Genomic DNA, 14,152 nt, shown 5'->3' with positions numbered 1-14,152 from the left:
TTTAAACTAAATTCACATTATCAAATCATAAAAAATGTCTAAAATCGTTATTTTAGGAGCTGGAATTTCTGGCCATGTTGCAGCGACACACTTACGCAGAAAACTTTCAAAAAAACATGAAGTTGTTGTGGTTTCTCCCAACGGTAATTACCAATGGGTCCCTTCTAATATATGGGTAGGAATCGGTAGAATGAAATCCGAAAAAATATTATTCCCATTAGAACCTTTATATAAAAAGAAAGGTATCGGTTTCAAACAGGCAAAAGCTATTTCATTTTTTCCTGAAGGAGACAAAAATGAATATAAACCTTATGTGTTAGCCGAATATGTAAAAGGAGATAATGTAGGACAACAAGAAAAAATAACTTATGATTATTTAATTAATGCAACCGGTCCAAGATTAAACTTTGGAGCAACCGATGGATTAATACCTGGTAAAAACAAAACCTATTCTGTATGTACATATACACACGCAGACCATGCTTGGGAAGGCTTAAACAAAGTTATCGAACAAATGAAAGCTGGTAAAAGAGCTAAAATTTTAATTGGTACAGGACACGCAAAATCCACATGCCAAGGTGCTGCTTTCGAATATATTTTAAATGTAGAAAAAGAATTGTGCAGACATAATGTGCGCGATATGGCAGAAGTAACATGGATTTCTAACGAATACCAATTAGGAGATTTTGGTATGGATGGTATGTTATTAAGTTATGGAAGCATGACCATGAAATCTCATGAAATGGTTGAAATGATTTTTGAAGATCGAGATATTAAATGGATTCTTGGAGCTGGCGTTAATAAAATTGAAGATGGTTTAGCTCATTACGAAAACCTAGAAGGCGAACAAAAATCTGAAACTTATGATTTTGCCATGTTAATTCCTGCATTTTCAGGTCATGGTTTTAAAGCCTATGATAAAAACAAAAATGACATTACAGAAAAACTCTTTAAAGGGTTTATGATTGTCGATGCTGATTATACCCAAAAACCATACGAAAAGTGGTCGGTAAAAGATTGGCCAGAAACGTATCAAAATCCTAGTTATAAAAATATTTTTGCACCAGGTATTGCATTTGCACCACCACATGCTATTTCTAAACCAAGAAAAAGTAAAAACGGTACAGATATTTCACCTGCACCACCACGAACAGGCATGCCATCTGGTATAACTGCAAAATTGGTAGCAGACAATATTATCGATTCTATTAAAAGTGGAAAAGAATCTTTAAAACATAAAGGTTCTATGGGAAATATGGGAGCTGCTTGTATTGCTTCTGCAGGTTATGGACTAACAAAAGGAAGCGGCGTGAGCATTACTACATTTCCTATTGTTCCAGATTACGAGAAATATCCAAAAACACAAGGCAGACAATTAGGTAAAACCTTTGGAGCAATTGGTTTAGCTGGTCACTGGTTAAAATTAGCTTTGCATTATGCCTTTCTTTACAAAGCAAAAATGAAACCATTTTGGTGGTTAATTCCAGAATAATTAGGAAACCTACACTTGTGGTGTAAATAGCTTATAGTGAAAGACCTTAAACCATAATAAGAGAATAAATTGCAAAGTCATGACACATAGAATATCAAAATATCAAAGATTTAAAATGATGAATCCTATCATTCAGTTTTTCAAGTTTATTTATTTAAGTATAAAGATAATGCTTGTTGTTGCTGGAGGACATGGAGGCACTAGAAAAGTAAACTAATGTGATTGTTAGTTTTTAGTTGATTTTTAATGGAAAAAGGGCATTATTACTAATGCCCTTTTTTTCTATAAATAAGTTTCAACTAAACCTTAAAATTGATACTGCACAAAAGCAGTGAAGTTGCGTCCTGGATCTGTAATTGGAGTTCTTCCAAAGTTTTCTTGATTCGTAAAACTAAAATTTAAATGATTGTTATAAGCTTCATCAAAAGCATTTAACACAGCAACTCCTAATGTTAAATTTTTAAGCGGTATAATACCAAACTTAATATCCAAAGTTTCATAGCCATCTGTAGTGGTTTCTCCAAAACTTTCAGCAATATTATCTTGTTTACTTGTTATTTTATATTGAGCATTAGCCCAATATTTTTCTCGTTTTAAACCTAAAGAAAACGTAGTATTAAAAGGAGGTGTAAGAGGTAAAGATTCGTTTAAATCATTATTTTTTGCATAAACATAAGCCAATTGAGTTTTAAAGTAAAAATCATTAAAAAAGCCTACTTCACCCATAACTTCAAAACCTGTTTTATACGCATTATCTAAGTTTCTAAATACTTTTACAAACTGCGGATCTGTCGTAGGCATAAATTTGCGTGTAATAGTAGGATCTACAACACCTACAATATAATTTTCAAATTTAGAATAGTAAAAACTAGAAGCATATTTAAAACTATTAGTGCTATTTTTTCCTTTAAAACCAATTTCAAATTGATTGTTAACTTCCGGTTTAAGATTTGGATTTCCTAAATACTCATAAGGGTCCTGCCCTACTGTAAAGTGATTAATATAGCGTTCAATCATATTTGCAGATCGAATGCCACGTCCATAAGCAACTTCCAAAGTCAGGTTATTTGTCACTATTTTTTTAATAGAAACCGTTCCACTAATATTATTATCTGTTTTTTCCTCTAAATCATATCGTGCTGCAAAATCGTCTGCAGGATCATTTAGATCACTCTTAACCATATCATAACGTATACCAGCTGTTAAAACAGCGGTTGGATTAATAGCCCATTTTGCTTCGGTAAATACTCCAAAATCGTTAACATAAGCATCTTGCCAAACCTTATCATTATAAACTAATGGCGTGGCTAAAGTCATCCCCATCATATTTATTTTCACGGTTCTAATTCTTGCTCCATCTCTTGCAATACTCATCGCATCTAAACCACTAAAAATAGTTACAGATTTAAACGGTTCCCAATTTAACTCTAATTTACCACCTATTGTTGTTGCTTCCACAGACGATTCGGCCGCCGTTGTTGCAAAAGAAGGTCTATCAAAATTGGTCATTAAATGATCCACATAGCTATAGTAAGCTTTCGCGGAAAAACTTTTAACTATTTCACCCAAATCGATTATTTTATAATCTAAAGATAGAATACTACTATTATCGTAATCTGTATCCATGGCTAATGCGGCATGCTGGATATCTCGTCCAAAAGACTGTCTCCAATGGGCTTGTAAACGTTGATTTTCAGTAAGATTATAACCAAATTTTACGCCATAATCTGTACTTTTAAAAGCCGAAGGTATCTCTATACCATCACCATCTTCATAACTCCCAAAATCCCGATAACCTATATTTCCGATAATATCATATTTATTTTCAATATATTGAAGCTGAAGCATATTAACCATGGAATTCCCATTGGTTTCATATCCTGCGGAAGCTTTACCATGAAAGCCTTTCTCTAAATAATCTGGTTTTTGCGTTACTAGATTTATTATACCACCAAATGTGGCACCATAACGAACGGTATATGGGCCTTTAATAATTTCAATTTTCGAAATTTCTTCAGGGATAACATGTGTTGTTATTGGATCCATACGGTTTGGGCACGCGTGCATGGCTTTTGTTCCACCATCATACTGAACATTTAACTGTTCATATTGACTAGCTCGAAAACTAGGATCGATAGCGTAATTCCCTCTTTTTATAACCGAAAACCCGTTTATATCGTTAAATAAATCGGCAACGTTTTTTGGTTGAACAACATTTTTATCATAATTATTGGTTACCGTGTTAAGAACAGGATCTGTTTTAATATTTCCTGAAACAATAACTTCATCTAATTTTATATTTTTTTGTTTAGTGGTGTCTTGTGCTTTATTATTTGTTTGACCAAAGGATACAGACGTAATTAAAGCGCATAAAAGCACACTATAAATTGTTTTCATTATATGAATATTTAAAATTTTTGTAATAAGTCCTTCTATTGCTATTGAAGAAAACTTCATTGTAACAATAAATAAATTTTAGAATTTGACTTACACCTTTGGAGGATGAAAACAAAATAGCTTATAATTAAAACTATAAAGGTTTGAATATGAAAAAATTTCTTTTTTTTGAGTGAAAATAAAAGCGTTTAGTTGATATGCTTTAGTTGGTTGATGAAATAATAAAATCTCGTAATTCAAAAATTTAATGGCTTCTTTTTCACCTTCTGTAGATTGAGACACTTTCTTTAAGTGGCACTTCCCATTACACTTTAGTTCCGGTTTATCTATATTAACGCAATAATTCTCAATAAAACCGATGGGATCTAATTTGTAATTAATAAACGTGTAGGATACTCTTAATGTGTTAAACATTATAAGCGCACTCAAACCTATTGAAAATAAGAATATCCATTTTTTCATTACTACAAATTTATATCAAATAAGCAGCTTTAAAGGTGACTTTTATCACATAGCACCATTTTTTTTGGCTGATAGTATATTCAAATTTCGGATAACAGATCTTCTACTAAACGTAGCATTATTATATGGCTTCCGATGAAATAATTTGGATTCCCATGTTAATCATTTCCTTCTTAATCTCTAAAAACCCTTCAATATCCAATGCTTTAGAAGCATCTTCAATAAAAAAACAAGAAAAGCCTTCTTTAAAGGCATCATAAATGGAGTAATAAACACAAATATCGGATGCTAAGCCACATATAAAAAGCTGAGAAGTTTCTTTCTCCTTTAAATAGCCAGTTAGCCCTGTTGACTTTAAATGGCTATTATCATAAAAAGCACTATAAGAATCTATTTCTTTATCCGTTCCTTTCCTAAAAATAGCTTCAAATTTTAACGTATCTAGATTAGGATGAAGTTCAGCGCCTTTTGTTCCTTGTACGCAGTGATCTGGCCATAATGTTTGCGACTTACCATGAATTTCGATTTCATCAAAAGTAGATGCTGCTTTATGGTTTGAAGCAAAACTAGCATGATCTTGGGGATGCCAATCTTGTGTACCAACTACCAAATCAAATTTATGCTGCATTGCATTGATTATTGGCACTATTTTGTCTCCATCTGGAACGGAAAGCGCACCGCCAGGCATAAAGTCATTTTGCACATCAATTATCAGAAGTGTTTTCATTATTTTTTTATTTTAAATTCAGACCTAAATATTGCAATGTATTATAATACCCAATTTAGAACTTATGTTCTTGAACTAATTTATCTCGTTCTTGTTTGAGTTCTATACTAAGACCTATTTTGTAAATATGTGGATTTTGGAAACGCTTGTATTCATTTGGAAGTTGATCTAAACGAGATTGCGAATATTTAGAAATTTCTGTAACAGAGCGAGGCGCTACAACTCTTTTTCCATTTTCCATAACCTTTTCAAGTAAGGGTTCGTGTGTATAAGAGCTAAGATCTAAACCTTTTGTAGCATCAAAAGGATGTTTTATTTTGGTCACCTTACCTTCCGTAAACATAGCTATGGCATCTGCACCATAAAACATGCCATTGCTGTCTAACATTCTGTAAACTTGTTTCTTGTAAGGAAGCGATACCTTTATAATATTTTCAGAAAGCTTGATTCTAGGATCTCCATTATATTCAGATAATTTATAGACACCATCTAATGCAGCATCTGGTTTTCCAGTAACCAAATTGGTACCAACACCAAAAATATCAATAGGTGCGCCCTGTTCTTTAAGACTTTTTATTACATATTCATCCAATTGATTCGAAGCCACAATTTGTACGTAACCCAAATTAGAATCGTCTAATATCGTTCTGGTCTTTTTAGATAAATATGCCAAATCACCACTGTCTAAACGAACGCCTAACAATCGTTCCCCTTTAATTTCCATTTCTTTGGCTACTGTAATGGCATTAGGCAATCCGCTTTTTAGAGAATCGTAAGTATCTATTAAAAGCACACAATTTTTCGGTCGTATTCTTGCAAAATCACGAAATGCTTCTAATTCATCTTTATAACTCTGTATGAAGGAGTGCGCCATTGTTCCGGAACACGGAATGTTATAATCTTCAGCTGTTTTAACATTACTCGTGCCATCAAAACCGCCAATCGCAGCTGCTCTTGAGGCATAATATCCTCCAGTGGCATGCGCTCGGCGTAAGCCCATATCCAGTAATACTTCATCTTTTGCGCTTCTCCGTATTCTACTTGCTTTTGTTGCGATTAACGTCTGAAAATTGAGAATATTTAGTAAAACCGTTTCTATAATCTGAGCCTCTATAATATTAGATTCAACCTGTAATATAGGACGGTTTGGAAAAACAACATCTCCTTCCTTACTTGAAAAAATAGTCCCTGTAAAACGAAAATTCTTTAAGTATTCTAAAAAATCACTTTCAAATCCAAATTGTTGTAAATAAGAAAGATCTGAAGGAGAAAACTCGAGAGTTTCAAGGATATCTAAAACATCTTCTAATCCAGCAAAAATAGAATACCCACTATTAAAAGGATTATGACGAAAATAATAGTCGAAAACCGCTCGTCCATCTGGCTTAGTGTTAAAATAAACTTGAGCCATAGTGAGTTGATAAAGATCTGTATATGTAGCTGTTATATTCATGAAGATTTATTTTTTAATTATCTAGAATTTAAAAAAAATTAAGTGGAACGACTTTTTAAAACCTGTATTTTTATTTAAAAAAAAACAAGGATAAGTTCCAAGCCATAATATAGAATTTTTTATTTAATTTCCTTTTAAACGTATCCATAATTCAGACAGTAACTTCTTTCCATCTCGTGAATCTTTAGGAGCTTCTATAAATTGTACTTTACCCGTTTTATCAACATCTATTTCATATTTAAAAACGAAGTTTTCAGATTTTGGAGTTAAGCTTAATAATCCAAATCGTAAATCATTAAAATATAAGCGATCCTTTTCTTTTGAAATAATATACCAACCTTCAGAAATAGCAATCATACGTTCTACTTTTTCATTATGAATAAGCTCTCCTAAAAACTCATGATTTTTGGGGTAAGTCTCAAAAGTGATAGGTCTTGAATCTAAAAACGAATAATTACCTAATAAATAAGCATCGTCGGTTTCTACATTAGCGCTCCAAAGTATCGTATTTAAAGGAGAAGGCCTGGTATCTATTTGCACATAATCTATATTTTGATCTTTTAAAGCAGATTCAAATTTAGCATAGGCTACCCATTTTAAGAAAAAGGTAAGTACTAAATAAGAAGAACTCAATATTAGGCCAATTTTATTATACAAACGGCGCTTTTTAGTGGTTCGTTTTTGCATCATAGCAAGAATTAAAAACACCAAAAAGGGTACGGTATAAAGCGGATCAATAACAAATATGGTTTTAAATGCTAGTCTTAAATCAAAAGGCCAAAACAATTGTGTTCCCCAAGTAGTATGTGCATCTAAAATAGGATGCGTTACAAATGCCCAAAAAAAGAGCCAAGACCAATCTTTAAAGTTTTTATAGGTCTCGTAACGTGAAACAATCCACCCGAGAATAGGGGCGAAAAGTACAGAAAACACAATAGAATGCGTAAATCCACGATGTATGGAAAGAGCAGAAACCGTATCTGTAAAGTAAGATGCAAACACATCAAAATCTGGAATAGTTCCAGCAATTGCTCCATAAAGCATGGCTTTGTTCCCTACTTTTTTACCTAAAACAGCCTCTCCTACAGCGGCTCCTAATACTATTTGAGTTAATGAATCCATATACACCGTAAAAATAAGACATCAATATTAAACGACACCAAATTCTTTATTTTAAGTAACTCCATTTTAATTCTATCTTATTATTAACGCAATAATTACAATCTAATTTCTTTAGCCTGATTAATATCATTGTGGCTTTTCTATTCAAAACATATTTTTAGTAGCAATCCAAATTAGGAGAACAAATGAAAAACTTAGTTAAAACAATGCGTAAACCCAACTGGAATTTCGCATTAAACGCAGTAATGACCTTGTGCATGTTGGCTATTATTGGTATTGGTTTCCTAATAAAACATACACTTTTACAGGGACAAGAATGTAAAACCATATATGGACAAAATAAAGAGCTTTATTTACTCAATATGGATAGACATCAATGGGGAAATATCCATTTTATATTAGGCTTGGTCTTTTGTGGGTTATTAACACTACATATTTTTTTACACTGGAAAGTGATTACCGTTATTTATCATAAAATTATAAAAGCTCAATTAGCAAAAAGAATTTTAGCCTTTGGGTTTATAATTATATGTTCAATATTAATTCTTATACCATTCTTTATAACGCCCAAAATAGAACCAATAAAAAAAGGAAAGGGCCGCCAAGTAACATTGGTTACAGACTTCAATTCTAATCTACCATACCTTTGTAACGTAAACTAATAATTGATGAAAAAACACATTTATATACCATTACTACTCCTAAGCTTCACTTTCGCTCTGCAAGCCCAAGACATAGTGCCAATTGCTAAAACAGAGGTTTTATCTAAAGTATCTGAAAATAATACAAGTATTAAAATTTCTGAGCAAGAATTCAATCAAGCTAAAGCAGATTATAGACAAACTAACGCTATTTTTTTACCAAATATAACAGCGAGTCATACAGCGATGGCGACTACAAACCCATTAATGGCTTTTGGCTCTAAATTAAACCAGGAAATTTTAACAGCAAACGATTTTAGTCCGGCGTTATTAAACGATCCATCGCAAATTGAAAACTATGCAACAAAGTTCGAAATTCAGCAACCATTAATTAATGTAGATGGCATCTATCAACGTAAAGCTGCTAAATCTAAAATGGAAGCGATGTCTTTAAAAACAGAACGTACTCAAGATTATTTAGCATTCGAAGTTGAAAAGGCATACATGCAATTACAATTAGCTTATAAAGCTGTTGATGTTTTAGAAAAAGCTTTAGAAGCAGCCAATGCTAATAAAAAATTAGCAGATAATAGTTTTAAACAAGGGTATTTACAACGTGCAGACGTGTTGAATGTTGAAGTACGAGTTACCGAAGTTCAAAACCAGTTACAAACCGCTAAAAGTAATGTGCAAAACGCATCAAATTATTTATCATTTTTAATGAATGATGAAACTTATGTGGTTTACATGCCTACAGATGAATTAACAATTTCAACTTTAAGTATAGCAGATAAAACAGTTTCAGAAAACAGATCGGATATTAAAGCAATGCAATTAGCTTCTAACTCATATGAAGCCATGAACAAGGCCGATAAAATGGCATTTTTACCAAGATTAAATGCTTTTGGCAGTTATGAGTTATACGACGATCAAATTTTTCAAGCAGATGCTAGCGGTTATTTATTTGGGGCACAATTAAGTTGGGATATTTTTCAAGGTTCTAAACGCTTTGGAAAAGCACAAAAAAGTAAAGCTGAATTCGAAAAATCTAAGTTAGAGTACAATCAATATGTATCGAAAAGTAATTTAGAATTAAATAAAGCAAAACGAGCTTTTTTAGATGCTGAAAATAAACTAAAGCTAACGGCTTTGGCTATGGAACAATCGGAAGAGTCTTTAAGAATTAGAACAAATAGATTTAAAGAAGGTTTAGAAAAAACATCCGATCTATTAACAGCCGATACACAATACGCTCAAAAACAATTAGAATATTACCAAACTATTTTCGAATATAATTACGCACAAGCTTATTTACAATTTTTAACTAAAGAATAGAAAAAGAATAAAGAGCCAAGAGTCATCAGGATTAAAACTCATGTATTCGAGGCCATCTAATAAAAACAAACACAATGAAGAAAACATATACAATTCTAACATTTTCTATAGCTCTTTTATTAGCCAGTTGTGGAAGTGAAGACAAAAATACTGTTGTAGATAATTCTCCTGCAATTAGCGTAAAAGTAAATCAAGTAGAAGCCAATAGTAATAACCCGTTTTTAAGTGTAAGTGGGAAAATACAGGCAACCAATAGTGCCGATTTAAGCACTAGAATGATGGGTTATGTAAATAAAGTTTACGTAAACGTTGGCGATAAAGTGCGTAAAGGCCAATTATTAGTATCTATTAATAACGCTGATTTACAAGCAAAAAGAGCACAAGTAAATGCTGGAATTACCGAAGCCACTGCTGCTTATAATAATGCTGAAAAAGATTATAACCGTTTTAAAAATTTATTCACAGAGAATAGTGCTTCTCAAAAAGAAATGGATGATATGACGGCTAACTTCGAAATGGCAAAGGCACGTTTAGAATCGGCCAACCAAATGAAGAATGAAGTTAACGCTCAATTTACATATAGCAATATTACCGCACCTTTTAGCGGAACAGTAACTAGTAAAAATGTGGAAGATGGCAATATGGCAAATCCCGGAATGCCGTTAATAAGTATTGAAACTCCTGGGAATTTTGAAGTGATGGCAATGGTGCCTGAATCTGAAATTTCTGAAATTAAAAAAGGGTCTACTGTTAATGTGTTAGTCAAATCTATTAATGAAACGATAAAGGGAAAAGTAACTGAAGTTAGTACTTCTGCTAAAAATACAGGCGGACAATATTTAGTAAAAATTAATTTAGATAAAACGGACGCTAACATCTTATCTGGAATGTTTACTACTGTTCAGTTTCCAGTGGAGCGCAAAGCAAAATCGGCAATGGTTTTAGTTCCTAGTGAAGCGATTATAACTAACGGTCAATTATCAGGTCTATACACTGTTAGCCAAAGCAACACTGCCATGTTACGTTGGTTGCGTTTAGGTAGAACTTTTGGGAACCGAGTAGAAGTATTATCGGGTTTAAATTCAGACGAAGCTTACATTGTTTCGGCTGAAGGCAAATTATTTAATGGTGTAAAAGTTTCAATTAAATAGCTAAAATTCGCGTTAAGGATAGAAGTGGAAATCCTTTTTTTGCTGCCACAAATGGCAAAAAAAGATTGCAACGGATAGCCTGTTAAAACGCCCAAAACAAAAGAATATAAAATAGAGATTCTCACATGGCGTGGGAATGAAAAAAAATAATTCAATGAAAGAAGGTATCGCAGGAAAAATTGCCAAAGTCTTTATGCAATCTAAATTAACCGTGCTGTTAATGATTGTATTTATGGTAGTTGGCGTGTATAGTTCGTTTTTAATTCCACGTGAGGAAGAGCCACAAATTGATGTGCCTATGGCCGATATTTTTGTTGGTTATCCTGGTGCAAGTCCTACCGAGGTAGAATCTCGTGTAATTAAACCATTGGAGCAATTAATTTCAAACATTAAGGGTGTGGAATACGTGTATTCTACCTCGATGAAAGAGCAAGGCATGGTGATTGTGCAGTTTTATGTGGGCGAAGATATTGAACGCTCGTTTGTAAAACTATATAATGAAATTAACAAACATATGGACGAAATGCCTGCAGGTGTTACGTTTCCATTAGTGAAAACACGAGCAATTGATGATGTGCCAATGTTAGGCTTAACCTTGTGGAGTGAAAATTACGACGATTTCCAATTGAGCCAAATGGCGCAAGAATTGGAAGCCGAAATAAAAAAGGTTAATGATGTAGCAACTACCCATAAAATTGGAGGTAGAAAACGTCAGTTACGAGTAGTTTTAGATAAAGATAAATTAGCCGCAAGTGGATTAGATTTCTTGTCTGTTTCTGAAATGATAAAGGCAAATAACAGCCAACTAAGTTCAGGTAGTTTTGATAAGAATGATACTGAATTTCTTGTAAATACTGGTGATTTCTTAGCATCTGTTACAGATGTTGAGAATTTAGTGGTTGGCGTACAACAAAACCAACCTATATATTTAAAGCAAGTTGCTAAAATTATTGATGGTCCTGAAATACCACAAAATTATGTGAGTTTAGGGTATGGAAAAGGAAGTGTAAAATCTGCTGATTATAAATCGGAATATCCTGCCGTTACTATTTCCGTTGCTAAACGAAAAGGTGCAGATGCGATGAAAATTGCTGAGGTGATTATTGATAAAGTAGATCATTTACGTAGCAACTTAATTCCGGACGATGTACATGTGGAGGTGACTAGAAATTATGGTGAAACAGCATCGCATAAAGTATCCGAATTATTGTGGCACCTTATAGGTTCTATCTTCGCCGTTACTATTGTAGTGATGCTAGCCATGGGTTGGCGTGGTGGATTGGTTGTGTTTTTATCGGTTCCGATTACCTTTGCTTTAACTCTGTTAAGTTATTATATGATGGATTACACTCTAAACCGAATTACTTTATTCGCCTTAGTATTTGTAACTGGAATTGTGGTTGATGACTCGATTATTATTGCCGAAAATATGCATAGGCATTTTAAAATGAAACGCCTGCCTTTTAAACAAGCTGCTTTGTATGCCATTAATGAGGTTGGTAATCCAACAATATTAGCAACATTTACTGTAATAGCATCTGTTTTACCTATGGCTTTTGTATCTGGATTAATGGGACCTTACATGGCGCCAATGCCAATTGGAGCATCTATTGCCATGATTTTATCTTTATTTGTTGCCTTAACCATTACACCATATTTAGGTTATATTTTCTTAAGAGAAAAAGATAAAAAAGGAGCTGAAGAAAAACCAGAAAAAGCAATCGAGGACACACTTATTTATAGAATCTATAATAAATTTGAACGTCCTTTATTAGAAAGTAAAGCAAAACGTTGGTTGTTTTTAGGAGGAACATTCTTTTTATTAATGATAACTATGGTGTTGTTTTTCACCAAATCTGTTGCTGTAAAAATGTTACCCTTTGATAATAAAAACGAATTTCAGATTGTGATTGATATGCCGGAAGGCACTACCTTAGAACGTACTGGAGTTGTAACACAAGAAATATCACAATATTTATCAAGTAGACCAGAAGTAGTAAATTATCAAAACTATGTTGGTACTTCTGCGCCAATAACTTTTAACGGTTTGGTTCGTCATTACGATTTACGTGGTGGAAGTAATATGGCAGATATTCAAGTGAATTTAATTGATAAAGAAGAACGAACTGCCCAAAGTCACGATATCGCTAAATTACTGCGACCTGATATTCAAAAAATCGCATCAAAATATAATGCGAATGTAAAATTGGTTGAAGTGCCACCAGGACCACCAGTGATGTCAACTATTGTTGCTGAAGTTTACGGCCCCGATTATAATGAGCAAATTAAAATTGCAAACAGTGTTCAAAATATCCTAAAAAACACAGATGATGTGGTGGATATTGATTGGATGGTTGAAGCTGACCAAACCGAATATCAATTCGATATTAATAAAGAAAAAGCTATGCTTTATGGTGTTGCGCCACAACAAATAGCTTATACCATGAATATGGCATTATCAAACAGACCCATCACGAATTTGTATGATGAAGATGCCGTGAATCAAATTGGTTTAGTATTGGCTTTAGATGAAAAGGAAAAATCTACTGTTACAGATATTTCTCAATTAAAGGTTAAATCGAAACAAGGAAATATGGTTCCTATAGCAGATTTGGTTGATATTACAAAAAACACCGCTGCGAAAAGTATTTATCATAAAAACCAAAAACGTGTAGTTTATGTTATGGCAGATATGGCTGGAGAATTAGAAAGTCCTGCCTATGCTATTTTAGGAATGGAGGAAAAACTAAAAGAGATTCCGCTACCAAAAGGCTATGAGCTAAACGAAATGTACTTAGGTCAACCAGAATTCGAAGATAATTACACCGTAAAATGGGATGGAGAATGGCAAATTACTTTAGAGGTATTTAGAGATTTAGGAATCGCCTTTTTAGGTGCTATCATCTTGATTTACATATTAATTGTAGGTTGGTTTCAAAACTTTAAAGCTCCAATTGTAATGATGGTTGCGATACCACTATCCTTAATTGGTATTATTCTTGGGCATTGGATTATGGGAGCGTTTTTTACTGCAACCTCTTTTATTGGAATGATTGCTTTAGCCGGAATTATGGTTCGTAACTCCGTATTATTGATTGACTTTATAAATCTGCGAACAGCAGAAGGTGTACCTCTTAAACAAGCTGCAATTGAAGCTGGAGCTGTACGTACCACTCCTATTTTATTAACAGCAGGAACGGTTGTTATTGGTGCTTTTGTGATATTGTTCGATCCTATTTTCCAAGGTTTAGCCATATCGTTAATGGGTGGAACTATTGTATCTACAGTATTAACCTTATTGGTGGTACCGTTAGTATATTATATGATTGAGAAAAAAAATTATAAATAATTAAATTCTGAATTGTCACTTCG

General features: G+C 33.2%; 10 protein-coding genes. 6 read left to right on the top strand and 4 right to left on the bottom strand.

The window, feature by feature from the left end:
- Positions 1–34: 34 nt before the first annotated feature.
- Together GQR97_RS13065 and GQR97_RS19690 are read left to right on the top strand one after the other, a co-directional pair.
- Positions 35–1,492: an NAD(P)/FAD-dependent oxidoreductase gene (locus tag GQR97_RS13065; protein ID WP_158849098.1), complete on the top strand. Its 1,458-nt coding sequence runs from the start codon at positions 35–37 to the stop codon at positions 1,490–1,492.
- 79 nt (positions 1,493–1,571) lie between these two features.
- Positions 1,572–1,709 (top strand): hypothetical protein, encoded by a 138-nt coding sequence (locus GQR97_RS19690; RefSeq protein WP_199269854.1) that lies wholly within the window; start codon positions 1,572–1,574, stop codon positions 1,707–1,709.
- Between the two features lie 89 nt (positions 1,710–1,798).
- Here GQR97_RS19690 and GQR97_RS13060 read toward each other — a convergent pair whose 3' ends face one another.
- The 4 genes from GQR97_RS13060 to GQR97_RS13045 form a co-directional block, all read right to left on the bottom strand.
- Complete coding sequence (locus GQR97_RS13060) at positions 1,799–3,889, bottom strand: TonB-dependent receptor domain-containing protein (RefSeq protein ID WP_158849096.1); 2,091 nt, start codon at positions 3,887–3,889, stop codon at positions 1,799–1,801.
- A gap of 583 nt (positions 3,890–4,472) precedes the next feature.
- Complete coding sequence (gene pncA, locus GQR97_RS13055) at positions 4,473–5,078, bottom strand: bifunctional nicotinamidase/pyrazinamidase (RefSeq protein ID WP_158849094.1); 606 nt, start codon at positions 5,076–5,078, stop codon at positions 4,473–4,475.
- 55 nt (positions 5,079–5,133) lie between these two features.
- Complete coding sequence (locus tag GQR97_RS13050) at positions 5,134–6,531, bottom strand: nicotinate phosphoribosyltransferase (RefSeq protein WP_158849092.1); 1,398 nt, start codon at positions 6,529–6,531, stop codon at positions 5,134–5,136.
- A 123-nt stretch (positions 6,532–6,654) separates the two neighbouring features.
- On the bottom strand, positions 6,655–7,653 hold the full coding sequence (locus GQR97_RS13045) for a metal-dependent hydrolase (protein WP_158849090.1): 999 nt from the start codon (positions 7,651–7,653) through the stop codon (positions 6,655–6,657).
- A 185-nt stretch (positions 7,654–7,838) separates the two neighbouring features.
- Between GQR97_RS13045 and GQR97_RS13040 the strand changes: the two genes are divergently transcribed.
- The 4 genes from GQR97_RS13040 (at position 7,839) to GQR97_RS13025 (ending at position 14,129) form a co-directional block, all read left to right on the top strand.
- A complete protein-coding gene (locus GQR97_RS13040; RefSeq protein ID WP_158849088.1) occupies positions 7,839–8,315 on the top strand; it encodes a DUF4405 domain-containing protein in 477 nt (158 codons plus the stop codon).
- Between the two features lie 6 nt (positions 8,316–8,321).
- On the top strand, positions 8,322–9,629 hold the full coding sequence (locus tag GQR97_RS13035) for a TolC family protein (RefSeq protein ID WP_158849086.1): 1,308 nt from the start codon (positions 8,322–8,324) through the stop codon (positions 9,627–9,629).
- A 74-nt stretch (positions 9,630–9,703) separates the two neighbouring features.
- Entirely contained in the window at positions 9,704–10,780 is a 1,077-nt protein-coding gene (locus tag GQR97_RS13030; protein WP_158849084.1) for an efflux RND transporter periplasmic adaptor subunit, read from the top strand.
- A gap of 154 nt (positions 10,781–10,934) precedes the next feature.
- Entirely contained in the window at positions 10,935–14,129 is a 3,195-nt protein-coding gene (locus GQR97_RS13025) for an efflux RND transporter permease subunit (RefSeq protein ID WP_158849082.1), read from the top strand.
- Positions 14,130–14,152 lie beyond the last annotated feature (23 nt).

The sequence above is a fragment of the Algibacter sp. L1A34 genome (assembly GCF_009796805.1).
GTDB lineage: Bacteria > Bacteroidota > Bacteroidia > Flavobacteriales > Flavobacteriaceae > Algibacter.
Note: the sequence above shows the minus strand (reverse complement) of the source record. Positions and strands in the feature narration are given on the sequence as shown.